The sequence below is a fragment of the Exiguobacterium sp. s39 genome (assembly GCF_018618925.1).
GTDB classification, from domain to species: domain Bacteria; phylum Bacillota; class Bacilli; order Exiguobacteriales; family Exiguobacteriaceae; genus Exiguobacterium_A; species Exiguobacterium_A abrahamii.
Genome location: NZ_JACSNA010000001.1, coordinates 424,534 through 447,800, shown reverse-complemented (window position 1 = coordinate 447,800; position 23,267 = coordinate 424,534). Strand labels below are relative to the sequence as shown.

Annotated in this window: 27 protein-coding genes; 10 read left to right on the top strand and 17 right to left on the bottom strand. The window is 47.5% G+C overall.

Annotated features, from left to right (window positions below; all coding sequences use genetic code 11):
- Positions 1-7: 7 nt before the first annotated feature.
- Complete coding sequence (locus KNQ11_RS02285; RefSeq protein ID WP_285801324.1) at positions 8-706, bottom strand: cytochrome c biogenesis CcdA family protein; 699 nt, start codon at positions 704-706, stop codon at positions 8-10.
- Positions 707-928: 222 nt separating this feature from the next.
- Here KNQ11_RS02285 and KNQ11_RS02280 point away from each other — a divergent pair, with 222 nt between their 5' ends.
- The 3 genes from KNQ11_RS02280 to KNQ11_RS02270 all read left to right on the top strand — a co-directional run bounded on the left by KNQ11_RS02280 (position 929) and on the right by KNQ11_RS02270 (position 2,817).
- The gene (locus KNQ11_RS02280) at positions 929-1,123 is read left to right on the top strand and encodes an aspartyl-phosphate phosphatase Spo0E family protein (protein ID WP_029341257.1); all 195 of its coding nucleotides are present in this window, start codon (positions 929-931) and stop codon (positions 1,121-1,123) included.
- Between the two features lie 196 nt (positions 1,124-1,319).
- The gene (locus tag KNQ11_RS02275) at positions 1,320-1,616 is read left to right on the top strand and encodes a hypothetical protein (RefSeq protein WP_214769218.1); all 297 of its coding nucleotides are present in this window, start codon (positions 1,320-1,322) and stop codon (positions 1,614-1,616) included.
- 304 nt (positions 1,617-1,920) lie between these two features.
- Complete coding sequence (locus KNQ11_RS02270; RefSeq protein ID WP_029341255.1) at positions 1,921-2,817, top strand: SH3 domain-containing protein; 897 nt, start codon at positions 1,921-1,923, stop codon at positions 2,815-2,817.
- Positions 2,818-2,874: 57 nt separating this feature from the next.
- Here KNQ11_RS02270 and KNQ11_RS02265 read toward each other — a convergent pair whose 3' ends face one another.
- The 7 genes from KNQ11_RS02265 to yneA all read right to left on the bottom strand — a co-directional run bounded on the left by KNQ11_RS02265 (position 2,875) and on the right by yneA (position 10,441).
- Positions 2,875-4,638 carry an ABC transporter ATP-binding protein gene (locus KNQ11_RS02265; protein WP_058705250.1) on the bottom strand — a complete coding sequence of 588 codons (1,764 nt, stop codon included), beginning with the start codon at positions 4,636-4,638 and terminating at the stop codon, positions 2,875-2,877.
- Positions 4,635-6,386, bottom strand: a complete 1,752-nt coding sequence (locus KNQ11_RS02260) for an ABC transporter transmembrane domain-containing protein (RefSeq protein ID WP_214769216.1) — start codon at positions 6,384-6,386, stop codon at positions 4,635-4,637. The genes KNQ11_RS02265 and KNQ11_RS02260 overlap by 4 nt, the downstream gene beginning before the upstream one ends.
- A gap of 120 nt (positions 6,387-6,506) precedes the next feature.
- Entirely contained in the window at positions 6,507-6,737 is a 231-nt protein-coding gene (locus KNQ11_RS02255; protein ID WP_012370001.1) for a YneF family protein, read from the bottom strand.
- 123 nt (positions 6,738-6,860) lie between these two features.
- The gene (tkt, locus tag KNQ11_RS02250; RefSeq protein ID WP_251139608.1) at positions 6,861-8,831 is read right to left on the bottom strand and encodes a transketolase; all 1,971 of its coding nucleotides are present in this window, start codon (positions 8,829-8,831) and stop codon (positions 6,861-6,863) included.
- A 273-nt stretch (positions 8,832-9,104) separates the two neighbouring features.
- Positions 9,105-9,341: a DUF896 domain-containing protein gene (locus KNQ11_RS02245; protein WP_035398122.1), complete on the bottom strand. Its 237-nt coding sequence runs from the start codon at positions 9,339-9,341 to the stop codon at positions 9,105-9,107.
- Positions 9,342-9,454: 113 nt separating this feature from the next.
- Positions 9,455-10,108, bottom strand: coding sequence for a YneB family resolvase-like protein (locus KNQ11_RS02240; protein WP_029341251.1), 654 nt, complete (start codon positions 10,106-10,108; stop codon positions 9,455-9,457).
- 45 nt (positions 10,109-10,153) lie between these two features.
- Positions 10,154-10,441, bottom strand: coding sequence for a cell division suppressor protein YneA (gene yneA / locus KNQ11_RS02235; RefSeq protein ID WP_023467771.1), 288 nt, complete (start codon positions 10,439-10,441; stop codon positions 10,154-10,156).
- Between the two features lie 211 nt (positions 10,442-10,652).
- Here yneA and lexA point away from each other — a divergent pair, with 211 nt between their 5' ends.
- The 5 genes from lexA to KNQ11_RS02210 all read left to right on the top strand — a co-directional run bounded on the left by lexA (position 10,653) and on the right by KNQ11_RS02210 (position 14,598).
- Entirely contained in the window at positions 10,653-11,267 is a 615-nt protein-coding gene (gene lexA, locus KNQ11_RS02230) for a transcriptional repressor LexA (protein ID WP_023467770.1), read from the top strand.
- 31 nt (positions 11,268-11,298) lie between these two features.
- Entirely contained in the window at positions 11,299-11,769 is a 471-nt protein-coding gene (locus KNQ11_RS02225) for a metal-binding protein (RefSeq protein WP_058704278.1), read from the top strand.
- Between the two features lie 186 nt (positions 11,770-11,955).
- Positions 11,956-12,657: an MIP/aquaporin family protein gene (locus tag KNQ11_RS02220; RefSeq protein WP_149427048.1), complete on the top strand. Its 702-nt coding sequence runs from the start codon at positions 11,956-11,958 to the stop codon at positions 12,655-12,657.
- Between the two features lie 43 nt (positions 12,658-12,700).
- Positions 12,701-14,203: a glycerol kinase GlpK gene (gene glpK / locus KNQ11_RS02215; protein WP_035398125.1), complete on the top strand. Its 1,503-nt coding sequence runs from the start codon at positions 12,701-12,703 to the stop codon at positions 14,201-14,203.
- Between the two features lie 74 nt (positions 14,204-14,277).
- On the top strand, positions 14,278-14,598 hold the full coding sequence (locus KNQ11_RS02210) for a hypothetical protein (protein ID WP_149427047.1): 321 nt from the start codon (positions 14,278-14,280) through the stop codon (positions 14,596-14,598).
- 78 nt (positions 14,599-14,676) lie between these two features.
- Here KNQ11_RS02210 and dhaM read toward each other — a convergent pair whose 3' ends face one another.
- The 3 genes from dhaM to dhaK are packed head-to-tail and all read right to left on the bottom strand — an operon-like array spanning position 14,677 to position 16,633.
- On the bottom strand, positions 14,677-15,045 hold the full coding sequence (gene dhaM, locus KNQ11_RS02205) for a dihydroxyacetone kinase phosphoryl donor subunit DhaM (protein WP_029341248.1): 369 nt from the start codon (positions 15,043-15,045) through the stop codon (positions 14,677-14,679).
- The gene (gene dhaL / locus KNQ11_RS02200) at positions 15,038-15,640 is read right to left on the bottom strand and encodes a dihydroxyacetone kinase subunit DhaL (RefSeq protein ID WP_149427046.1); all 603 of its coding nucleotides are present in this window, start codon (positions 15,638-15,640) and stop codon (positions 15,038-15,040) included. The genes dhaM and dhaL overlap by 8 nt, the downstream gene beginning before the upstream one ends.
- Positions 15,641-15,664: 24 nt before the next feature.
- On the bottom strand, positions 15,665-16,633 hold the full coding sequence (gene dhaK / locus KNQ11_RS02195) for a dihydroxyacetone kinase subunit DhaK (protein WP_050678343.1): 969 nt from the start codon (positions 16,631-16,633) through the stop codon (positions 15,665-15,667).
- 155 nt (positions 16,634-16,788) lie between these two features.
- Between dhaK and KNQ11_RS02190 the strand changes: the two genes are divergently transcribed.
- Entirely contained in the window at positions 16,789-17,490 is a 702-nt protein-coding gene (locus tag KNQ11_RS02190) for an AzlC family ABC transporter permease (RefSeq protein ID WP_149427045.1), read from the top strand.
- Positions 17,469-17,795: an AzlD domain-containing protein gene (locus KNQ11_RS02185; protein WP_149427044.1), complete on the top strand. Its 327-nt coding sequence runs from the start codon at positions 17,469-17,471 to the stop codon at positions 17,793-17,795. Before KNQ11_RS02190 ends, KNQ11_RS02185 begins: the two co-directional genes overlap by 22 nt.
- 313 nt (positions 17,796-18,108) lie before the next feature.
- Here KNQ11_RS02185 and KNQ11_RS02180 read toward each other — a convergent pair whose 3' ends face one another.
- From KNQ11_RS02180 to hflX, 6 genes are all read right to left on the bottom strand, one after another.
- Entirely contained in the window at positions 18,109-18,384 is a 276-nt protein-coding gene (locus tag KNQ11_RS02180; RefSeq protein WP_149427043.1) for a GNAT family N-acetyltransferase, read from the bottom strand.
- On the bottom strand, positions 18,359-18,595 hold the full coding sequence (locus KNQ11_RS02175; protein ID WP_058713286.1) for a (4Fe-4S)-binding protein: 237 nt from the start codon (positions 18,593-18,595) through the stop codon (positions 18,359-18,361). Before KNQ11_RS02175 ends, KNQ11_RS02180 begins: the two co-directional genes overlap by 26 nt.
- Positions 18,596-18,711: 116 nt before the next feature.
- Positions 18,712-20,058, bottom strand: a complete 1,347-nt coding sequence (gene glnA, locus KNQ11_RS02170) for a type I glutamate--ammonia ligase (RefSeq protein ID WP_023467759.1) — start codon at positions 20,056-20,058, stop codon at positions 18,712-18,714.
- A 45-nt stretch (positions 20,059-20,103) separates the two neighbouring features.
- Positions 20,104-20,502, bottom strand: coding sequence for a MerR family transcriptional regulator (locus tag KNQ11_RS02165; RefSeq protein ID WP_023467758.1), 399 nt, complete (start codon positions 20,500-20,502; stop codon positions 20,104-20,106).
- Between the two features lie 140 nt (positions 20,503-20,642).
- Positions 20,643-21,920 (bottom strand): methionine gamma-lyase family protein, encoded by a 1,278-nt coding sequence (locus tag KNQ11_RS02160; protein WP_149427042.1) that lies wholly within the window; start codon positions 21,918-21,920, stop codon positions 20,643-20,645.
- Positions 21,921-21,922: 2 nt separating this feature from the next.
- Positions 21,923-23,164, bottom strand: coding sequence for a GTPase HflX (hflX, locus tag KNQ11_RS02155; protein ID WP_034785946.1), 1,242 nt, complete (start codon positions 23,162-23,164; stop codon positions 21,923-21,925).
- Between the last annotated feature and the right edge of the window lie 103 nt (positions 23,165-23,267).

Genomic DNA, 23,267 nt, shown 5'->3' with positions numbered 1-23,267 from the left:
TCCTTGATTAAAATCCAGTGAATCCGACGATGTCACTCATCCATGCTGCGAATTTACTCAAGCCATCAAAATACAGCATGACTCCGAACACCATCATCAAGGCTCCCCCGAATTTCGTTAATTTCAGACTATACTGCACGAACAAGCGCGAACGACCGACGAAGAACGCCATCAATAAGAACGGAATCGAGAAGCCAAGGACATACGCGAGCATGTAGAACATGCCTTGACTCGGATTGGTCGCAGCTAATCCGATGACGCCTGCGAGAATCGGACCTGTACACGGTGTCCAACCGGCTGCAAAACCGATTCCGACGAGTACCGTCCCGACGTACCCCCCTTTTCGTTCCCCGAGATTCAGTTTCTTTTCACGCATCAAGAATGTTGGTTGCCATAATCCGACGAGAACAATCCCAAATACGAAGATGACGAGTGCCCCAACCATCCGTAACGTATCCCGATATGTGATAAAGACATCTGCGAATAACGATGTCGATAACCCGAGCACAACGAATACCATCGCAAAACCAACGAGGAACGCTAACGTATGAAACAAGGATCGCTTTTCTCGTACGCCCCGTTTTTTTAAATCCGTTACCGACACGCCTGTGATGTATGAGAGAAACACAGGATACAGTGGTAGCGTACACGGAGAGACGAAAGATAATAATCCTGCCCCAAACGCTAACCATAACGAGAGCTCCATCATGAGCATCCCCTTTCCTTTACTACTATAGAAGAAGTTCCTCCTCTATTTTGCCAAACTCCTCTGCATTTAGCACCTATTATCTCACAGAAAGTTGCAAAAGATTCGTGTCCGCCAAAATTACAAAAAAATTACATTTCGTCGATTTTACTGAAATCTCGTTGCACCTAGTAAATGGACTTGCTAGAATATGGATACGACACCAATGTAAGGGAGACTGCTATGACGACACAACAACTATTGACGTTAGCGATCGAAGCCAAACGTAGCGAACTATATCATCAAGCTGACCAGTCCAGCTTCACCTCCCCGCGTGTTTTACAACTTAGTCATGAACTCGACGTCTTGCTTTTAGAATATTCACGCATCGTCCAAAACTATACCATTCACGGTTCGAATGAACCGCTTTTATCTTAATGCACGATCTGGTCAGCATTCGAGTGCGAATGCTGACTTTTTTGTGACTTCTTATTTCTGATGGAGGTGCTTTATGTCCGCTCTTACATTCATTGCTAGTTCTCGTCCTCTCTATATACCTGACGATCTCCCCCAATTATACGTACATGAAGTCGAAGCGATTGAATACGTATCATTGAAGCGAGGAAGGTTCACGATGCCTTACCTGTACACGATCGAAGGTGCTGATCAGTGGGAGTTCATGATTTACTTACAGCGTTATATGGAAGAAGGAGATGTCCTCGAGTTGCTTTATATTGAAAATCAAAATGACAGCATGCATGACCATCTACCATCCGCCCCCTTACTAGAGCCGATTGAAATCAATATTCAACAGCGAACGTACCAAACGATTCACGGCACGTTTCAGCTTTCCGCTAACGATTGGATGCAGGAATTGTTCCATCGTTCTTACCTGACAGCGTTCGGCGTGACGACGATCGTCAAGTATTGATCTGCGTATCCTCCATTTCACTTTTTCATCACTAGACGATAGAAGGATGACATAGTTTCTATTTTTAAGACTTTTTTCTGTTGAATTGTGCGAATCTTTCAGCAAAAGTAATCCAAAAGACCTATAAACATCCGTTTTTCATAATCAGTATGTCCTATCGATGACAAAAACCGACCTTTTGCAATCTCGTTGTCACAATAGCCCGGTTTGTAACTCGAATGACATTGACCTGTAAACGCACAGGTCAGTTTTGCCGTGTAAAGTAGGAACAGTAAACACAGCATATGTCAGGAGGACATCAATAATGAAAAAAGCAGTTTTCGCTGCCGGTCTTGCAGCAACAGCTCTATCAGTAGGATTTGCCCAAGAGACAGAGGCTGCCTCAGAAACGGTAACAGTAAATACACCAGTACTCAACGTACGCACAGCACCTACAACTGCATCAGCAGACGTAGGCAATGTATATAAAGGTCAAACATTAAATGTCGAAGGACGTTCTGGCGCATGGATCCAAACACACATTAACGGTCAAAAACGTTATGTCCATGGCGCGTATACGTCTGCAGCAGGCTCATTCGACTTTAAAAAAGCGACAGTTACTACGGCAGTACTAAACGTCCGCACACAACCAACGACAAGCTCGAAAGATGTCGGTAACCTCTACAAAGGCGAAAAAGTCAACGTAGAAGGTAAAGTCGGTGCATGGATCAAAACAACAATCGATGGTAAAACACGCTACGTACACAGCGACTATACTTCACTCGCTGGCGTATCGAAAGCACCAGCAGCACAAGCACAACCAGCTGCTAAACCAGCTGCGAAGCCAGCACCAAAAGCAGCTGCTAAACCAGCAACTGCAACAAAACAATCGACACCTGCAAAATCAGGTACGAAAGTGACAATGAACGTCACTGCTTACACGAACGACCCGTCTAACAACGGTAGCCAACTCTACAACGGTCGTGCGTTGACAGCAAGCGGTTATGACGTTACAAATACGATCACGTACAATGGTATGCGTATCGTAGCAGCTTCTTCACAATACCCAATCGGTACACGTATGCACATCGAAGGCATTGGTGAAGCAATCGTACTCGACCGTGGTGGCGCAATCCAAGGTAACAAACTTGACCTTCTCGTTGGTTCACAACAAGAAGCACTTAACTGGGGACGCCAAAACGTCACAGTCACAGTCTACTAATCAGAACAAACAACCTGCCGGGCGAGGCCGCCTGGCAGGCTTTTTTTATGTCTTTTTTTAAGAGACCGTGACATGACCGGATTGCAACTGATACATCTTCTTATACAGACCATCTTGTGCGATTAATTCTTGGTGATTTCCTTGCTCGATTACTTCCCCTTGATGCAACACAAGAATCAAATCTGCATCTTGAATCGTCGATAGACGGTGGGCAATGGCAATCGTCGTCCGCCCTTGACGCATCCGTTCAAGTGCGACTTGAACTTTCTCCTCTGTCTCCGTATCAATCGAACTCGTCGCTTCATCGAGGATCAGGATTTTCGGATCCCGCGCCATCGTGCGTGCGAAGGAAATCAACTGACGTTCCCCAGCTGAGAACGTCGCCCCCCGTTCCGCAACGGGACTGTCATATTGCTGGTCCAGTTGATTGATGAATCCGTCTGCTTGTACGAATTTGGCAGCCGCTTCGACTCGATCAAAGGAAATCGAACTATCGAATAATCGAATGTTATCAGCGACCGTTCCCGTGAATAAGAATGAATCCTGCAACACGAGTCCGACGTGTTGCCGTAGTTCTTCTTCCGATAACTGCTCAAGCGGTTGACCATCGATCAAGATCCGACCCGATTGGTACGCGTAAAAGCGCATCAAGATATTGATGATCGAACTTTTTCCACTTCCCGTATGACCAACGAGGGCAATCGTCTGCCCTTTTTTCGCCTCGAAAGAAATCCCTTTCAAGACATCTTTCTCTCCGTCATAACTAAAGCGCACGTCTTCAAAGACGATATGTCCTTCCGATACTCGCGCATCCCCTTCGAGTTGTTTCGTTGGTTCTGGCTCATCCGTATCGAGGACCTTGAATACACGGTCTGCTGAGACGACAGCTTGTTGGAACTCGGACAACCGTTGCATGATTTGCTGAACCGGTTGGAAAATCCGCTCCATGTAGCTGATGAAGGCATATACGACACCGACTTGGACCGTTTGTGAGAACGATAGGACACCGAAATACGTCACGAGTGTCGCAATTGAAATGGCGAGTAACAATTCAATGATTGGTCGCAGTAACCAACTATCGAGCTTCAAGTTCTTATAACGTCCATTCTGGTGGGCAACGTTCGTCTCCTCGAATTCTGCCATCAAGCGTTTTTCTTGGCGGAATTGTTGAATGATCGCCATCCCGTTAATGGATTCGTTCAGTTGGGCATTGATTTTCGATAGTAAATCGCGGACTTCCGCGTAATACTTCGTCGAATACTTTCGGTAAATCCAAATGATGAAATAAAACAATGGTAACAACAGTAATGCAATCGTCGCGAGTCGCGGCTCTAGTAGATAGAGGAAGATATATGTTCCAATCAACTGGACACCACTTTGTACGAATGTCGACAAGACACCGATGTAGAGCTCCTTGATTGCTTCCGTATCGTTCGTGATCCGGGACACGAGCACTCCGGCAGGTGTCCGGTCAAAATAGGCAAGCCGTAGGTGCATGACATGACGGAACACATCAATGCGTAAGCGTTGAATGACTTGCAAGGCAATCTTTTGGAATTCGAACGCCTGCAAGTAATCGACGATGATCCCTGTCGTATGCAGTAACAAGTACGCTGTAAATAAGAGTGCGACTTCCTGTACTGGATACGTACCCGGTGCGACGTATTCATCAATGAAAATCTTGACGAGATACGGTCCCCCGAGTTTTGCTGCTGTCGTGATGAACAGCAGGATGAAGGCGATGCTGACCTGCTTTTTGAACGGTTTGACGAAATCAAGCAATCGCTTCAGGACGGCTTTTTCATTGATATCATGATTCATTCGGAACGCCCTCCTTGTTCGACAAGTGATTCTAGTTGCTGGCGATCGTACGTCTCTTTATACCAACCGTCATGAGCGAGTAATTGCTCATGTGTGCCTCGTTCGATGATCCGACCGTCTTCAAGGACGATGATCTCATCGGTATGCGACACAGCCGATAACCGGTGGGCAACGATGATTTGTGCCTGATCGTGATCCGCCGTGCGGAAGTGGTGGATGATCGCTTCCTCGGTTTTGGCATCGACCGCAGACAAGGCATCATCGAGCACTAAAATCGGACAGTCTGCTAATAATGCCCGGGCAATCGAGATCCGTTGTTTTTGACCACCGGATAACGTCACCCCACGCTCCCCGACCATCGTCGCGTACCCTTCCTTAAAGCCGAGAATGTCCTCATGGACTGCTGCAATACGTGCCGCTTCCATGATGTCTTCCATTGATGCATCCGGTTTTGCAAAGGCAATATTATCAGCAATCGACGCCGAGAATAAGAAATGATCCTGTGGAACGATCGCTACTTGACGACGGACGGTGTCACGCGTCAATTGTTTGATGTCTCGTCCACCAATCGTGATTGCGCCTTGTTTGACGTCGTATTCGCGAGTCAATAAGCGAACGAACGTCGATTTCCCGGCACCAGTCTTTCCGACGATTCCGAGCGATTTACCGGGCTTCAATGTCACATCGATGTCTTGTAAGACCGGTTGCGTATCATAGATAAAACACTCAATCCCAACGTGGAGTTCTGGTGATGAAACACGCGTCGCTGCTTCCTTCGCGTCTTTAATTTCCGGTTCGATCGCAAGCATCCGCTCGATCCGATCGTAAGAAGCACGACCACGTTCGACGATGTTGAACAACCAACCGAATGCGAGCATCGGCCACGTCAATAAACCAAGATATGTAGTGAATGAGACGATGTCACCGATTCGGATCTCACCTTGTTGTAACAAGTACGCACCATATCCGACAGCGATGATGTACGATAGACCAACTAATCCAAAAATCGTCGGGTCAAACAGCGCGTCGATTTTTGCGACACGACGGTTCTTTTGGACGACGTCATCCGATAGATCGGTGAACGTCTGTACATCAGATTCAACTTCTCCTGTTGCTTTTAAGACACGGACACCACTAATGCTTTCCGCGACCTTATCATTCAAATCGGAGAAGGCTTCCTGCGCGTCATGAAAACGCGAATGTAACATTTTCCCGTAGCGTGACGTCAAGTAGACCATCAGCGGCATCGGTAGAAGTGATACAAGCGTCAATTTCCAACTGATCGTCGTGACCATCGTGATGATGACGAAGCTCCCCATCGTCACCGAGTCGACGAGCGTTAGAATACCGGCACCCGCTGTCATCGATACCGCCTGTACATCGTTTGTCGCATGCGCCATCAAATCTCCGCTCCGATATTTCTTATAAAACGATTGATCCAAATCTGAAAAATGACCATACAGTTGACTGCGTAACAATCGACCGAGACGAATCGATGCCCCAAAGATATGAAAACGCCAAAAATAACGAATGAAATACGTCGCGACCCCAATGAGCAACAATGTACCTGCTAGACGAATCAAATCATTCTTCGTCAAGCTCCCCTCACTTAGACCATTGACTGTCGTCCCGATGATCTTCGGTGGAATGAGTTCTAACGCTGCTACAAAAATCAAGCAGACGACCCCAAGACTATATGCTTTCCATTCTCGTCGGAAAAACCAACTGAGTTTCCTGAAGACTCCCATTCAAGTCTCCCCCCTTTTTTAAATCCTATGATTATTTGAAATAGTCTCACATTTTAGATTAGTTCTCTTTCTAAAAAATAGCAAATAAAAAGGAGACCATTTGGTCCCCTTTCGTACAGCTTATTTTTTAGGTGATTTCATTGAACCACTCATTGAACGCATCACTTGGTTGACTTTCTTTTGTGATGGCTTTTGACCCATTTGCATCATCAATGTCTTAATCATATCTTCGTTGATTGGTGGGTTTTGCTCCAAGTAGTTCATCATGTATCGACGAGCGATATAGAAACCAAGGGCGACACCTGCTACCAAGCAAAGAAGGGCAATTAAAATCCAAATCCATGTAGCCAAGTTGCTTCCTCCTCTAACTTAAAACGTCGCTTTTTACTATACTATAATTCCAATTGTTTGCATAGATGATAATAGATGAAAAACGAGCCCGACGTAAGATCGGACCCGTTTTTCCGGAAATGATTATCCGAGTTGCTTGACTGTCGCTAAAACGTTCTCAACAGACATGCCGTATTCTTTCAAGAGGAAGTCTCCAGGAGCAGATGCGCCGAAACGATCGATTCCGATGACTTGTCCTTCTGTTCCTACGTATTTGTACCAACCGAGTGAAGCCCCTGCTTCGATCGCTACACGTTTCGTGATGTGTTTCGGAAGAACTGATTCTTTGTACTCTGCTGACTGTGCTTCGAATACTTCCCATGATGGAAGCGAAACGACAGCTACTGATTCACCAAGTTCTTTTTGTGCTTCAACAAGAAGGTGCACTTCTGAACCCGTACCGAGCAAGAGTGTATCAGCTTTCGTGACGTCACCAGCGATGACATAACCACCTTTTTCAGCGCCTTCCGTCGTCGTGCCTTCAAGTTCAGGAAGACCTTGACGTGTCAAGACGAGAAGTGTTGGTTTGTCTTTTGCTTGTACCGCTGTTTTCCATGCTGCGATTGTCTCTTTTCCGTCTGCTGGGCGGTAGATCGTGACGTTCGGCATTGCACGGAAGCTCATCAAGTGTTCGACTGGCTCGTGTGTTGGACCATCTTCACCGACAGCAATCGAGTCGTGTGTCAGAACGAAGATTGATGGAAGTCCCATTAATGCTGCTAAACGAACAGCTGGACGGAGGTAATCCGAGAAGACGAAGAATGTCGCACCGTAAGGAATGACGCCGCCGTGAAGTGCCATACCGTTGACAGCTGCTGCCATTGCGAATTCACGTACACCGAACCAGATGTTACGACCGCTTGGGTCGATATCGAAGTCTGCTTCGCCTTTAAGCATCGTGTTGTTCGATCCTGCAAGGTCAGCTGAACCACCGAACAATGTCGGAACGTTCTTCGCAAGACCGTTCAAGACTTCACCACTCGTTTGACGTGTCGCTTTTTTCGATGACAAGTCGTACGTCGGAAGATCTGCTTCCCAGTTGCTTGGCAATTCGTTTGCGATTGCGCGAACGAGTTCAGCATGCAATTCTGGGTGCGCTGCTTCGTATTGTTTCATCGTCTCGTTCCAAGCGTCTTCTGCAGAAGCACCGCGTTGGACGATCCGCTCGTCAAACAATGATTTGACTTCTTCAGGAACGTAGAACTCTTCGTGATCCCAAATGTAGCTAGCTTTCGTCAACTTGATTTCTGCTTCACCGAGTGGTGCACCGTGAGAAGCCGACTTCCCTGATTTGTTCGGTGAACCGAAACCGATGACTGTCTTGACTTCGATCAATGTCGGTTTTGTCGTCTCTGCTTGTGCCGCCGCGATTGCTTTCGAAATCGAATCGATATCCGTTCCGTCTTCTACGCGAATGACTTGCCAGTTGTACGCTTCGAAGCGCTTCTGGACGTTTTCAGAGAATGATTTATCGAGATCGCCATCAAGTGAGATATCGTTTGAATCGTACAATACGACCAATTTACCAAGACCAAGGTGACCTGCGAGTGAAGCCGCTTCAGCTGAGACACCTTCCATTAAGTCTCCATCTCCACAAATTCCGTATGTGAAGTGATCGACGACGTTGAGCTCGTCACGGTTGTATTTTGCTTCAAGATGACGTTCTGCCATCGCCATACCAACTGCCATTGCAATCCCTTGACCAAGTGGACCTGTTGTCGCATCTACACCAGCCGTGTGACGGTATTCCGGGTGACCTGGTGTTTTTGATCCCCATTGACGGAATGATTTAAGATCATCCATTGATAGATCATATCCCGATAGGTGGAGGAGTGAGTAGAGAAGCATCGAACCGTGTCCGGCTGAAAGTACAAAACGGTCGCGGTTGAACCATTCTGGATTTTTAGGGTTGTGGTTCATATGATCCGCCCAAAGCGAGAATGCCATCGGCGCTGCTCCCATTGGCATACCTGGGTGACCCGAGTTCGCCTTTTGTACGGCATCAATCGATAAGGTACGAATCGTATTAATTGCTAATTGTTCTACTGTCGTCATGTTCGTCAAAACAATCATCCTCTCTCTTTTTCACAAATTCCTACTCATTTTAGCATACTCTTAAATGTGATACAACTTTTCTAAATAGTATGTCACATTAAAATGAATGCGCTATCTATAGCCGTTCTATCGACTCATACAGGATGTCTGAATCGATGAATGCCCTCTATTAAGATGTATTGCTATCGTACAATGTTTCCTATCTAACCAATCTAACAAAAAAAGAGATCCACCGATTGGGGACCTCTTCCTTACTATAGAAGAAATAAACGATTATTGTTTATTCCGTTCTTCTTCTTGTGCTTGTTTCAATTTCTCTGGTGTTACGTCCGTTCCTTCTTCATCGACGATTTTCATGCCCATGAGTTGGTTTTTGAACGATCCACGGAATGCTGCGAGATACGCTGCACGTAACTCTTTTTGCTCTGCCGTTTCGGCTTCTGATAACGGTTCGACTTTTGATTTATTCGCTAATGCATTGATTCGATCTAATTGTTCTTGTGATAACATGGAATCCCTCTTTCTGTACGACTCAAACTTGAGTTGTTCAATTGTATCCTTACTTTAAAAGAGGCTATAAAAAAAAGCAAGTTAACCGCGTCAGTCGACGGGTAACTTGCTCTTCATTCCGGGCTAGGTGTCAGTTCGCGGTATTCAAGATATCGACGATTGACCGTTGCCTTTGAAATATCATGTCCCATCCCACGCAAGGTGATGGCGATATCTGAAAACGTCAGTCCGAGCTCTCGAAGACGTACGATTTCTTCGATCGGTACGTCCTTTCGACTACGCCCAGCGTTCTCTCCTTGGCGATTCAGATTTCGTTCCGGGCGAAAGCCTTGTTCAACAGCTCGCCGCATGCCGCGCGCGATTTTTGCGTTATGCAGTTTCCGTTGATATTCTTCCACCAGTGAGACAATCTCAAGGACCATTGCTTCTGCATCCGCAAGCTGGTATTCTCCATCAGAATCAAGTGTCATCAACCGAACACCGTGCTTCTTAAACGTGTGCAAAATAGCGATTTTCGCATTCCCTCGACCAATCCGTGTGTCATCCGTCACGAGTACCGCATCTACCGCATCACGTGTCACATGGTCAAGAACCGTCAGCATCCCTTCCCGATCGACGTCATATCCACTCTCTTTTTCAGAGACGACATCCACGACATCAAAACCCTTTTGAGACGCGACCTTCGAAAGCTCCATCCGTTGGCGTTCGATCGAACTATCTTGTGCTTCTTTTTCGGTCGACACCCGACAATAAATCACGACCTTCATCGTACCTCACATCCCTGTTCGTTCTTTCACAACTTTTCCATTTTGTCATTGTTGTGCGATTGGTACAACGATTTTGCTTTTTGAGATGACGTGTTTTGTCTCGACATCATTATTTTTAATCAACCAGTTGACGTATTCTTCATCTGACATCGAACCGTCATTGTAGACTTCAGCAATTTGTTCGACTGTGGCGTTCTCATCGACCGTAACGGAAGCTGTCATCAGTTGCGCCACTTTTTCATCCGGGCGTGGTGTGAGTAAAAAGATCACGAAGGCAATACTTAATGCATAGAAGAGAATTGAAAAAGCATGAGTACGAATCGTATGAATCATCATGAATCCCTCCAAATATGAAATGAATGAGTTAGAATAAATGTTCGCGGAACAATTGTTCGCATAACTCATAATAAACACAGAACCCGTGTTCGGTCAATACAAAATGTCGAACAATTGTTTGTACGCTCATTTGTTCTATGTTATAGTGAATCTAGAAACATATATTCTTACATTTCAAACTTCAATCCAGAAAGAGGTGGCAATTCGTATGCGGAAAATGTCTAAGCGCCAACAAGAGATTCTCGACTACATCGTCTCTGAAGTGAAACTGAAGGGGTATCCACCATCAGTTCGTGAAATCGGAGAAGCAGTCGGACTCGCGTCTAGCTCGACGGTACACGGTCATTTGGATCGACTCGAGAAGCGGGGAATGATTCGCCGTGACCCGACGAAACCACGTGCGATTGAGATATTGCTTGATAAGCCTGAAGAAATCACGGAAGCCATCGTCCATGTTCCCGTCATCGGGAAAGTCACAGCGGGTCTTCCGATTACAGCGATTGAAAATATCGAAGAACAGTTCCCGCTCCCTGCACATTATGTAGGAAACGAAACGGTCTTCATGTTGACGATCGATGGTGAATCGATGATTAATGCAGGTATTCTTGACGGCGATCGTGTCATCGTGCGCCAACAAAACACAGCAGAAAACGGAGAAATCGTCGTAGCTATGACCGAAGATAGCGAAGCGACGGTGAAACGGTTCTTCTTAGAAGATCAACAGGTACGTTTACAACCAGAAAATGACTCGATGGATCCGATGTATTTCGATAATGTCTCCATTCTTGGTAAGGTAATCGGCGTGTATCGGACGATTCATTGACGGAGGGACCAGTTACGACTGGTCTTTTTTCATGCCTTCAGGAAATGTACATGATACCGTCAATACCGTCGCACTGACGGGTTACGTTGCGTATTCGGTCGCAACGCAACAAACCGATTGGTTACCAACCGCCATCGGTATCGCTGTCGGTACCCTTTGGTTGTCACCCGACCTCGATTTAAAGTCAGAACCTTATTATCGCTTTGGACCATTTCGAGTCTTGTGGATGCCGTATGTCAAGATCATGCCTCACCGATCGATCTGGTCGCATGGACTGATCATCGGAGACATCATTCGGCTTCTTTATAGTGCTGCGATTCTGATTCCGCTACTATTTTTAAGTCTATATTTTCAGGTTCTTGATTCTGCTACGATTGATTCGTGGTTCGCTTCCCTGCCAGCTTTTGTTATTGGCATCATCGTAGCCAGCACGATTCATATCCTACTAGATTATTCCAGCAGTTGGTTTCGACCTAAAAAAAGAAAAAAACGTCGTCGGTAACACCTCTTTTGCTTGCTTGCAGGCAGTAAGAGGTGTTTTCTTATCCACTTTTACGTATCTTTAAACATCAAAATAAAAAATTTCCATTCCTATATTTCAATTATATGTATTGAAAACGTTCTCAAATCGGAGTAATTTAAAGTAGAAAGGCCATTATCTGCTTTAATCCAAAGGGAGGGTTTTTGCATGAATAACTTTGTATTGGAAATGATCGGTACGATGATCCTCATCCTGCTCGGGGATGGAGTCGTCGCCGGTGTCGTCTTGAAAAAGACGAAATCGGAAAACAGCGGATGGATCGTCATCACGTTCGCTTGGGGTCTTGCCGTCATGACAGGAGCATTCGTAGCTGCTGAAAGTGGAGCACACTTGAACCCCGCATTGACGATTGCACTTGCTTTGAACTCTGACCTACCGTGGGCAGACGTTCCGATCTACATTGCCGGACAACTTGTCGGAGCTTTCATCGGCGCCATTCTCGTTTGGCTTCATTACATGAAACATTTTGAAGCGACTGATGATCAAGCCGCAAAACTCGGTGTGTTCGCAACAGGTCCAGCGATTCGTCATACGCCGTCGAACTTGATTTCTGAGATCATCGGGACATTCGTTCTCGTCTTCGGTATCTTGGCACTCGGTTTAACGACGTTCGGAGACGGCTTAAAACCACTCATCGTCGGTTTACTCGTCGTCGTCATCGGTCTATCGCTCGGTGGTACAACAGGGTATGCCATCAACCCGGCTCGTGACCTTGGACCGCGTATCGCGCACGCTATCCTACCGATTCCGAATAAAGGTTCATCTGACTGGGGCTATTCATGGATTCCTGTCGTCGGTCCAATCATCGGTGGAGCGATTGCCGTGTTCATCTATCAATTGATCTACTAAGATCACGTCTCACTAACACATACCGCTCAAGGGGGATTTCGAAATGGAAAACAAGTATATCCTAGCACTCGACCAAGGTACGACAAGCTCACGTGCGATCATCTTCGATCACGACGGGAAAATCGTCAACTCGGCACAACGGGAATTCAAGCAATACTTCCCACAACCAGGCTGGGTCGAGCATGATGCAAACGAAATCTGGGGTTCGATTCTTGCTGTCATGGCAGAAGCACTCGGGACAGCAGATATCAAACCTGAGCAAATCGCTGGAATCGGCATCACGAACCAACGTGAAACGACGGTCGTCTGGAACAAAGAAACAGGTAAACCGGTCTATCACGCACTCGTTTGGCAATCGCGTCAAACGTCTGGTATCTGTGACGACTTAAAAGAACAAGGTTTGAACCAGAAGTTCCGCGACAAAACAGGACTTCTGATTGATGCCTACTTCTCTGGCACAAAAGTTAAATGGATCCTCGACAATGTCGAAGGTGCACGTGAGCAAGCAGAGAATGGTGAATTGCTCTTCGGTACGATCGATACGTGGCTCGTTTGGAAACTGTCTGGTGGAAAAACGCACATCACGGACTACACGAACGCTTCACGAACATTGATGTATAACATCTACGAACAAAAATGGGATGAAGAGTTACTCGATATCCTAGGTGTTCCTGCTTCCATGTTGCCAGAAGTTCGTCAGTCGAGTGAAGTCTACGACAAAACGGTACCGTATCACTTCTTCGGTTACGAAGTGCCAATCGCTGGTATTGCGGGTGACCAACAAGCAGCACTCTTCGGTCAAACGTGCTTCGAAGCGGGTGAAGGGAAAAACACATACGGAACAGGTTGCTTCATGCTCATGAACACAGGTGAGAAAGCCGTTTCTTCTGATCATGGACTCTTGACGACGATCGCTTGGGGCGTCGATGGAAAAGTGGAATATGCGCTGGAAGGTTCTATCTTCGTCGCTGGTTCTGCGATCCAGTGGCTCCGTGATGGACTCCGGATGCTGAAAAATGCGAAAGATTCAGAAGGTTACGCAACGAAAGTCGACTCAACAGACGGTGTTTATGTCGTTCCTGCCTTCGTTGGTCTTGGTGCGCCATACTGGGATTCAGATGTACGCGGGGCAATCTTCGGATTAACACGCGGAACAGATAAGGAACACTTCGTTCGTGCAACGCTTGAATCACTCGCTTATCAAACACGCGATGTGTTGACAGCGATGGAACAAGATTCTGGTATCGAACTGAAGACACTTCGTGTCGACGGTGGTGCAGTAGCGAACAACTTCTTGATGCAGTTCCAATCGGACATCCTCGGCGTTCCTGTCGATCGTCCAGAAATCAATGAAACGACAGCACTTGGTGCAGCCTACCTTGCTGGATTAGCTGTTGGTTACTGGAAAGATAAAGCGGAGATCAAAAAACAATGGAAGCTGGATCACCAGTTCAAACCAGAGATGAAAGAAGACGATCGTGAACAACGCTATGCCGGATGGCAAAAAGCAGTGGAAGCGACAATGGTCTTCAAACCATCAAAATAAAACAACTGACCCGGTCCCTTTTGCAGAGGGACCGGGTTTTCACAATTCTATAGAAACATAATGCGGGGTGTATCATGAATCTTACCTATTCGGATCAACAACTAAAAGCATGCATTCAGGACGCGCTGGATGGCAACATCACACATGAAGAACTGTCGGAGTGGTGTTACCGCTACATGACCGACGTGTACCATAACAATCATTACCATATCGCAACCGACGGACGTGGGAGCTATCCGTTAAGTGAGCAAGCGACTGAAGTAGCGAACGATATCGATGCACAATGGGATCTTTATCTTGCTAACAGTTATTCTCTAAATGAATTACAAACCATTGATTTAGCTACAATTCGCTTACCTAGAGAGTGGTTAGAAAAATGGCTCTCGTCGTTTTAAGTCGTCACGCATAAGATCGACGATCATCTTTCATTAAAAAAATCCCCCTTCGCCTAATCGCAAAGGGGAATCTGATCCTTATTTGCTAAACTCTTTTTTCAATCCGTCTTCAATCTCATCAACGGATTTCGACTGTCCGCTTAAGACTGCTGCTAAAAACGCGCCTTCGACGAGTGGTGCGTCGATAAACCGAACCGTCCGTTCGCCACTATATAGTTCAAGGGCCAGTTCCGTGTTCATCGTCGCAGAACCGATATCCGTTAAAACGACTCCATCATCGTCCAGTGTATTTAGTGTTTCTTCGATTCGCGTCGCGTCCGTTCCGATGCTACCGTCCTCAAGACCTGCCGCTACTAAGACTGGCGTATCCGGTGCCATCTCTGCTAACAGTTCCTTTAGTCCAGTCGCAAGCTTTTCACTATGGGAAACGAGTACAAGATTAACCATGAAGCACCTCCGCGATTTCGCCGAGTAACAACGCACTTGATAGACTACCTGGGTCCTGGACGCCTTCCGTCGCTTCACCGAAGTAAGACGCGCGTCCTTTCGTTGCGATGCGCGCTTTCGTATCAGCAAGCGCTTGATCGATTGCCGCTTTCAAATCCCCTTCTTGCGAGAGCGCCTCTTGGAACGGTGTCCAGATATCGACCATCGTCTTTTGACCGAATTCCGATTTCCCACGCGATTTGATGCCTTCCGTCGCTTCATGGAAAGCATCCGCGAGTTCTGCACCTTCGACTTCCGTTTTCCCTTTGAACGCACCAGCGAACTTAACGAATGCCGTGCCGTACAAAGGACCGGATGCCCCACCGACCGTCTTGATCAGCGTCATCCCGACCTCTTTCGACAAAGCTCCTAAGTCCTCATACTCGCCGTGTTCTTCTAACGTCTTTTGGACTGCTTGGAAGCCACGTGACATATTGATCCCGTGGTCCCCGTCACCGATTTCCCGGTCAAGGTCCGTCAATTCATCCTTGTGCTGTTCAATCTTTTCCGCTGCTTTGATGAGCGCGCTTCGTAACTGTTCCGTCGTCAACTTCATCTTTGTACACCCCGTTTATCTAAATTAGAATCCAATCGCTTTCGTTTCTGCATCGAGATACCCAAGCAGTTCATCATCCACTGGTAAAAGCGTGATTGAGAATCCGTGCATCTCGAGCGACGTCATATAGTTTCCAACGAACGAACGGGCAATCTCGTAACCATGTGCCTGAAGTTCTTCCGCGACGTATTTATACGTGATATACAGTTCGGATTCTGGTGTTCCACCCATCCCATTCACCATGACGGCAACTTTTTTGTCTGGTACCTCTTTCGTCAGACGATCGAGCAACTCTTTAACGATCGCATCAACGGAAGCGACCGCTTTTCGTTCAAGTCCTTTTTCACCATGGATCCCGATTCCGATTTCCATCTCGTCATCATGCAACTCAAAACCTGGCTTGCCACTCTCCGGCATGTAACATGGCGAGAGTGCCATTCCGATCGAACGAACGCCCTGGATGACTTTTTCTGCGACTGCCTTGACTTCACTCAGTGATTTTCCATCTGCAGCTGCAGCACCAGCAATCTTATGGACGAAGACGGTTCCCGCGACACCACGACGGTCTTCCTCTTTTTTGATAGCAATGTCATCATTGACAACGACCGTGTCGACTTCGATGTCCTCGAGTTCAGCGAGTTCCTTCGCCATATCGAAGTTCATGACATCACCCGAGTAGTTCTTGACGACGAGTAAGACACCTTTTCCACCATGGGCTGCCTTGATACCTTCGAGCACCATGTCCGGTGTCGGTGACGTAAAGACTTCCCCGCAAACAGCCGCAGCAAGCATACCGTCACCCACGAATCCAGCGTGCGCTGGTTCATGACCACTTCCTCCACCAGAAACGAGTCCGACTTTTCCATCAAGCGGTACTTTCCGCGCGACGACATTGACCCCTTCGACCTTTTTATACAAATCAGGGTGAGCTAGTACGAGTCCGTCGACCATGTCTGAAACGAACCGGTTTGAATCTTTCATTAATTTGTGCATGAAAAACGCTCCTTTACCTAACTGATTTTTGCCGTACCACTTAGTCTTTACCACCAAATCAAGTCGAATATGTCGAAAAAAATGATGAAAATATTGACCAGTTGGTGACGACATTCCGCATGAATGCTATGCTCTTAAAAAAGAGGAGGAATCGAATGTCATCAGCCTTTCAAGCAGGTGTCCGTGCCTGTCTACCCACTGTCCTCGGATATATCGGCATCGGTTTTTCAGCTGGGATCGTCGGTCGTGCCTCCGGCTTATCCCCTCTTGAAGTCGGATTCATGTCCGTCTTCATCTATGCCGGCGCCGCTCAGTTCATCATCACGAGTCTCTTACTATTAAATAGTCCTGCTTCTGCCATCATTCTGACGACGTTCATCGTCAATCTCAGGCACTTGTTAATGAGTCTGACGCTTGCGCCACATGTTGAGACACGGCATCTCCGCGACCGTCTCGGTACCGGAACGCTACTGACGGATGAGTCGTTCGCTGTCGCAATGAACACTGCCCAAAAAGGGAAGCTCTCCCCGTCCTTTATGCATGGCTTGAATCTGACTGCTTACTTCAGTTGGATCGTCGCAACCGTTCTCGGCGCCCTTGTCGGAAGCTGGTTCCCTGATCCCGAGCGCTTCGGTCTCGATTTTGCCCTGACAGCGATGTTCATCGGCTTATTGTACTTACAGTTTGAAGGGGAACGTTCCCGTATTGCCGTGAATAGTTGTCTTTTACTGATTGTCTTTCTATTGCTTTACATAACCATGCGCTACTTTTCTCCAGAAGTCGCCGTTCTTTGCGCGACGCTTGGTGGCGCAAGTATAGGAGTCGTGATCACACGATGGAAATCCGCCCAGAATTAATCGCTCTTTTTTTAGCTTGTGGACTCGTCACTTGGATTCCACGTGTCTTACCGTTTCTCGTCCTTCATGGACTGACGTTACCGCGCCTCGTAACAGAATGGCTCTCGTTCATTCCGGTTTGCTTACTCGGTGCGCTATTTTTTCAAAATCTACTTATCGCGCAAGACGAGGCATTTCCGACGGTTTCGACGCTTCATGTCTTCGCCGCCCTCCCGACGATGGCAATCGCGGTTTTCAGTAAAAGTTTATCCTGGACGGTCGTGACTGGTGTTGTCACGATGGCGTTTCTACGATTGTATCTATAAGTAAGTCATTCATCTTTAGCCTATTTCGATGCATCTCTTGTGTTATCCTTATAATAGAAATAAATGGATAGTGAAGGAGGTTCTGATATGCCAAATAAGCAGTTTATACCCTATTTGATATTGTTGTGCGCCATTTTTCTAATCGCGAGTCAAATGGATCTACCTTATATGCTAAAACAAGGACTGGTCGTGCTGTACGTCGTCGCCTATTTCGGTACGATGATTGTTTCTCGCAAAATGAAGGTCAGGGATCATAAACAATGACTCGAAAAAATCTCCTCTGGTCTTAAGAGACTAGAGGAGATTTTTGTGTTCACGTATTTGCTTGTACGTCCTGATAATCCGATTGATGTTCAAACTCTTTTTTCGCAAACGGACATAACGGTAACAGCTTGACGTTTGCTTCTCGTGCCCAGTTGACGATCTCGGCAACGAGTTGTTCCCCAATCTGTTGATTGCGGTGCGCGGGATCGACGTATGTGTGATCAATGATCCACATGCCGTTGTTCGTGTCGCTATAAGTGATTTCCCCAATCACTTCACCTTCCTGATGGACTTCGATTTTACGTTCCGCTCGTTTCAGCTCCATTTGCTTCCCTCCGTTCGTAAGATAAGGCGCCGCTCGGACAACCGTCGACGACCCGCATGACGTCTTCGACCGGCGCCCCGTCCGCTTCAATCCACGGACGCCGCTTGACATCAAAGACAGTTGGTAGACTTTGTACACAATGACCAGAGTGAATGCAGACTTCCGAATCAAAATAGACCGTAATCTCTTTGCCTTCATATCCTTTTTTCATGATGTATCGTCTCCCTTTCTTTGTACTCTTGTATCTTTCCACATCCTTGACTCAATCCCTGTCGACGCTATGAAAAAAGCACTTCCGGACAGAAGTCCAGAAGTGCTTGAGTTGGATTAGAACAAGACCATGTACTGATCGCGTTCCCATTCCGTGACTTGCGTCCGGAACATATCCCATTCGATTTCTTTCAATTCAACGAAGTGTTCTGCGATGTGATCGCCGAGAGCGTGCATGACGACGTCATCCGCTTTCAAGACTTCGAGTGCGTGGCTGAGTGTTGATGGAAGATCATCAATTCCGTTTGCAACACGTTCCGGTTTGTCCATGACGTAGATGTTACGGTCGATTGGAGCCGGTGCTTTCAAGTTGTTCTTGATTCCGTCAAGACCTGAAGCGAGCAATGTCGCAAGCGCAAGGTACGGGTTCGCTGCTGGGTCGACTGAACGAACTTCGATCCGAGTCGAGAGTCCACGTGCTGCAGGAACACGGACGAGTGGTGAACGGTTACGTGCTGACCATGCGACGTAGCAAGGTGCTTCGTAGCCAGGAACAAGACGTTTGTATGAGTTGACTGTCGGGTTACAAACCGCCGTGAACGCACGAGCGTGTTTGAGGATACCTGCCGTGAAGGCACGTGCATCATCCGACAATTGCATGTCTTCGTTGCCTTCATCGAAGAAGACATTCTCGTTGCCTTTGAAGAGCGACATGTTCGCGTGCATTCCTGATCCATTGACACCGAAGAGTGGTTTTGGCATGAATGTCGCGTGCAAGTTGTGCTTCGCAGCGATCGTCTTGACGACGAGTTTGAACGTTTGGATGTTATCCGCTGTCGTGATCGCATCCGCATATTTGAAGTCGATTTCGTGTTGACCTGGAGCAACTTCATGGTGTGATGCTTCGATTTCAAAGCCCATGTTCTCGAGCTCGATGACGATCTCTTTACGGCAGTTTTCGCCGAGGTCGACTGGTGCGAGGTCGAAGTATCCACCTTGGTCGTTCAATTCAAGTGTCGGACGACCTTTTTCATCTTTCTTGAAGAGGAAGAATTCTGGCTCTGGTCCAACGTTGAATGATGAGAAACCGAGCTCTTCCATCTCTTTAAGTACCCGTTTGAGCTGACCACGTGGGTCTCCTGCGAACGGCGTGCCATCCGGATTGTGGATGTCACAGATTAAACGTGCAACTTTCCCTGTTCCATCTTCTGTCCATGGGAAGACGACCCATGTGTTCAAGTCTGGGAAGAGATACATATCTGATTCTTCGATTCGGACGAATCCTTCGATCGATGAACCATCGAACATCATTTTGTTATCAAGTGCTTTTTCCAATTGGCTTACTGGAATCTCAACGTTCTTGATCGTTCCGAGGATATCTGTGAACTGTAAGCGAATGAAGCGTACATCCTCAGCTTTAGCGATTTTCAAAATGTCTTCTCGTGTAATGTTGCGACGTGTCATGTGACAAATCCCCTCTCCGATTCGTTTTTATATGGTTACAGGTCCTTACTTGAAGAAACGCCCGAGCTCACCTTGGATGAGCGACGTCTTTCCATGTCGTCCTGCTTCCTTCAATTCATTTTTCAGGAGTTTATACAATTCGCCGTCAGATAGTTCCGGGCGCGTCTCGACGACGCTCTCCGCAACGCGTTCGCGTTTGACGAGATCGTTTTCAAAAATCAATTTGATCCCTGCGATATTCAGTCCCTGATCCAGGTATTCCTTGATCGACAACAGACGATCGACATCGTTGAACGAATAGAGGCGACGCTTCGTCTCTGTCCGCTCCGGTTTGATCAGTCCTTGTTCTTCGTAGTATCGGATCTGGCGGGCAGATAACGCGGTCAACTCTTGAACGACTCCGATGGGAAATAGTGGCTTGGACTGGCGTGATGAGTCTGCCATGTGGTTCCTCCTTTTTCCTTACTCCATGAGAATAAACCTCTGTCAGGCAACTTGTCAAGCGATGTAAGAAAAGTTAACACAACTTTTTTAATCACTTTACATGAAGTCGTTCAGAGGTCTTTTCACGAGATATTCTAGTATTAAACGTTTTTTTCTGGAATTAATTGTTTTTCCATCAAGTGATTGACGGCTGAGATGATGGCAATCTTAACGTGGCTATACGTCAAACCACCTTGGACGTACGCGGTATAGGGCGCACGGATCGGACCATCCGCTGACAATTCAATCGATGATCCTTGTACGAATGTTCCTGCTGCCATGATGACATCGTCCGCATATCCCGGCATATAATCCGGAATCGGTAACGCATGTGCATTGACGGGTGAAGCAGCTTGAATCGCTTGACAGAAGGCAATCATCGGCTCCGGCGCATGGAACGAAACCGATTGAATCAAATCCGTCCGTTCTGCCGTATGATGCGGTGCCGTATCAAAGCCGAACTGACCGAGCATGCTCGACGTGAACATCGCGCCCATCAACGCTTGGCTCACCGTATGTGGTGCCATATAGAAACCTTGATACATATCCGGAAGTGCCGATAACGATGGACCGGCTTCGGCGCCAATCCCTGGCGTCGTCATCCGGAACGATGCCCGTTCGATCAAGTCCGTTCGACCGACGAGATAACCGCCAGTCTTCGCAAGACCACCACCCGGATTCTTAATCAACGACCCTGCCATCAAGTCTGCCCCGACGTGCGTCGGTTCGATTGTCTCGACGAATTCACCGTAGCAGTTATCGACGAAGATCAGTACGTGCGGATGGACAGCTTTGATGGTGGCGATCGCTTCTCCGATCTCGTTGACTGGCAGACTACGTCGCGTCGCATAGCCTTTTGAACGCTGAATCCCGACGACCTTCGTCTGCGGTGTGATCCGTTCGAGAACGGTCGGTACGTCGATCGTCTCGGCGTTTTTCATCTCGACGACATCATACTGGACGCCCAGTTCCTTTAATGAACCGCGTCCGTCACCACGAATTCCGACGATCTCTTCAAGCGTATCGTATGGTTTTCCTGTGATATAGAGCAATTCGTCTCCTGGCAATAACAAACCGAACAACGCGATACCGATCGCATGGGTTCCGCTAATGATTTGCGGACGACAAAGACCGGCTTCCGCACCGAAGACATCGGCATAGATCCGTTCGAGCGTATCGCGTCCTTCATCGTTGTAGCCGTAACCTGTTGACGGCATGAAGTGAAAATCACTGACCTTGTGACGTCGGAACGCATCGAGGACACGGAATTGATTGTATTCCGCGACCTCTTGCGCTTTCTTGACGTACGGGGCGATTTGTTCCTCCGCCCGGTCAATGAGCGGACGGAGCGTTTCGTAATGGGTTAATTCTGAAAACATGTTTACACCTCGTATTGTTTCAATGTCGCGTATAGACGCGTATCTTTACGCAAGTAACCTTTTAGAATGACGGAACCATCTTCTTCGAACGATTCCTTCAAATTCATCATGACTTCCTTCGCCGGATTGTAATGGGCAAATCCGTCAACTGGAATGCGAATCTCGAGATACTCGAGGATTTCGCTGATCGAACGTTCGATCTCTTCGATCAAGCGCTCGATATCCTGCGGGTCAAGCGCAGAAATCAGCAGTTTTCCACCTGTGAACAAGCGGTTCAATTGATCCTTCTTGTTGTAGACTTCCAGTTGCGGAATGTCACCGGCACCGAGTTCATCGAGGACATCGTTCGTCGTCTGCATCTGATTCAAGTAATGCTCACTCGACGCATCAACGACATGGAGGATCAAGTCGGCTTCCAGCACTTCCTCGAGTGTCGAACGAAACGCCGCGATCAACTTCGTCGGGAGATCTTGAATGAAACCGACCGTATCCGTCAGGAGGATTTGACCACCTTCCGGCAAATCGACTTGACGTGTCAACGGATCAAGCGTCGCGAACAACTCATCCTTCTCGTATGTGTCGGCTTGTGTCAACCGGTTGAAGATCGTTGATTTGCCGGCATTCGTATAACCGACGAGCGCGATTTGGAATGTCTGGTTCTCTTTGCGACGTTCCCGGTAACGGGCACGGTGCGCGACGGATGTCTCGAGTTGTTTCGAGATCTCATCGACCCGACGCCGGATATGACGGCGGTCCGTCTCGAGTTTCGATTCACCTGGTCCACGCGTCCCGATTCCGCCACCAAGACGTGACAGTTGTGTTCCCTGCCCGGCAAGACGTGGTAAGAGATAACTCATCTGTGCCAGTTCGACCTGCAATTTCCCTTCGCGTGACTGGGCTCGACCAGCGAAGATATCGAGGATCAACTGCGTCCGGTCAATCAATTTGATGGCTTCCGGGTCCGACAAGGCGATCCGGATATTCTTCATCTGACCGGGCGTGACCTCGGCATTGAATATGATTAAATCAGGTTCAAGTTCGTCTGCTAAAGCAACGAGTTCTTCAACCTTTCCTTTTCCGATGAACGTACGGCGATCAATCGCTTGTCGTTTTTGATCCAGACGACCGACGACGACACCATGCGCAGTCGTTACGAGTGCTTCGAGCTCCGCGACCGATTCTTCATAGACATGGTCCGGGACACCGGGGAGCTGGCAACCAACGACGATGACGCGTTCTGACATAATATCATTCCTTTCACGAGTAAAGACGTACTGCGCCCTTTATCATACCACAGGCACCGGTTCGTCTGAACTTTTTTGGACAGGAAACATCCGTTCGGTTTAT

Excerpts from the sequence above, each read along its gene's own strand:
- KNQ11_RS02285 (WP_285801324.1), bottom strand. The coding sequence starts at position 706 with ATGGAGCTCTCGTTATGGTTAGCGTTTGGGGCAGGATTATTATCTTTC.
- KNQ11_RS02280 (WP_029341257.1), top strand. The coding sequence starts at position 929 with ATGACGACACAACAACTATTGACGTTAGCGATCGAAGCCAAACGTAGC.
- KNQ11_RS02275 (WP_214769218.1), top strand. The coding sequence starts at position 1,320 with ATGCCTTACCTGTACACGATCGAAGGTGCTGATCAGTGGGAGTTCATG.
- KNQ11_RS02270 (WP_029341255.1), top strand. The coding sequence starts at position 1,921 with ATGAAAAAAGCAGTTTTCGCTGCCGGTCTTGCAGCAACAGCTCTATCA.
- KNQ11_RS02265 (WP_058705250.1), bottom strand. The coding sequence starts at position 4,638 with ATGAATCATGATATCAATGAAAAAGCCGTCCTGAAGCGATTGCTTGAT.
- KNQ11_RS02260 (WP_214769216.1), bottom strand. The coding sequence starts at position 6,386 with ATGGGAGTCTTCAGGAAACTCAGTTGGTTTTTCCGACGAGAATGGAAA.
- tkt (WP_251139608.1), bottom strand. The coding sequence starts at position 8,831 with ATGACGACAGTAGAACAATTAGCAATTAATACGATTCGTACCTTATCG.
- KNQ11_RS02245 (WP_035398122.1), bottom strand. The coding sequence starts at position 9,341 with ATGTTATCACAAGAACAATTAGATCGAATCAATGCATTAGCGAATAAA.
- KNQ11_RS02240 (WP_029341251.1), bottom strand. The coding sequence starts at position 10,108 with ATGAAGGTCGTGATTTATTGTCGGGTGTCGACCGAAAAAGAAGCACAA.
- yneA (WP_023467771.1), bottom strand. The coding sequence starts at position 10,441 with ATGATTCATACGATTCGTACTCATGCTTTTTCAATTCTCTTCTATGCA.
- lexA (WP_023467770.1), top strand. The coding sequence starts at position 10,653 with ATGCGGAAAATGTCTAAGCGCCAACAAGAGATTCTCGACTACATCGTC.
- KNQ11_RS02225 (WP_058704278.1), top strand. The coding sequence starts at position 11,299 with ATGCCTTCAGGAAATGTACATGATACCGTCAATACCGTCGCACTGACG.
- KNQ11_RS02220 (WP_149427048.1), top strand. The coding sequence starts at position 11,956 with ATGAATAACTTTGTATTGGAAATGATCGGTACGATGATCCTCATCCTG.
- glpK (WP_035398125.1), top strand. The coding sequence starts at position 12,701 with ATGGAAAACAAGTATATCCTAGCACTCGACCAAGGTACGACAAGCTCA.
- KNQ11_RS02210 (WP_149427047.1), top strand. The coding sequence starts at position 14,278 with ATGAATCTTACCTATTCGGATCAACAACTAAAAGCATGCATTCAGGAC.
- dhaM (WP_029341248.1), bottom strand. The coding sequence starts at position 15,045 with ATGGTTAATCTTGTACTCGTTTCCCATAGTGAAAAGCTTGCGACTGGA.
- dhaL (WP_149427046.1), bottom strand. The coding sequence starts at position 15,640 with ATGAAGTTGACGACGGAACAGTTACGAAGCGCGCTCATCAAAGCAGCG.
- dhaK (WP_050678343.1), bottom strand. The coding sequence starts at position 16,633 with ATGCACAAATTAATGAAAGATTCAAACCGGTTCGTTTCAGACATGGTC.
- KNQ11_RS02190 (WP_149427045.1), top strand. The coding sequence starts at position 16,789 with ATGTCATCAGCCTTTCAAGCAGGTGTCCGTGCCTGTCTACCCACTGTC.
- KNQ11_RS02185 (WP_149427044.1), top strand. The coding sequence starts at position 17,469 with ATGGAAATCCGCCCAGAATTAATCGCTCTTTTTTTAGCTTGTGGACTC.
- KNQ11_RS02180 (WP_149427043.1), bottom strand. The coding sequence starts at position 18,384 with ATGGAGCTGAAACGAGCGGAACGTAAAATCGAAGTCCATCAGGAAGGT.
- KNQ11_RS02175 (WP_058713286.1), bottom strand. The coding sequence starts at position 18,595 with ATGAAAAAAGGATATGAAGGCAAAGAGATTACGGTCTATTTTGATTCG.
- glnA (WP_023467759.1), bottom strand. The coding sequence starts at position 20,058 with ATGACACGTCGCAACATTACACGAGAAGACATTTTGAAAATCGCTAAA.
- KNQ11_RS02165 (WP_023467758.1), bottom strand. The coding sequence starts at position 20,502 with ATGGCAGACTCATCACGCCAGTCCAAGCCACTATTTCCCATCGGAGTC.
- KNQ11_RS02160 (WP_149427042.1), bottom strand. The coding sequence starts at position 21,920 with ATGTTTTCAGAATTAACCCATTACGAAACGCTCCGTCCGCTCATTGAC.
- hflX (WP_034785946.1), bottom strand. The coding sequence starts at position 23,164 with ATGTCAGAACGCGTCATCGTCGTTGGTTGCCAGCTCCCCGGTGTCCCG.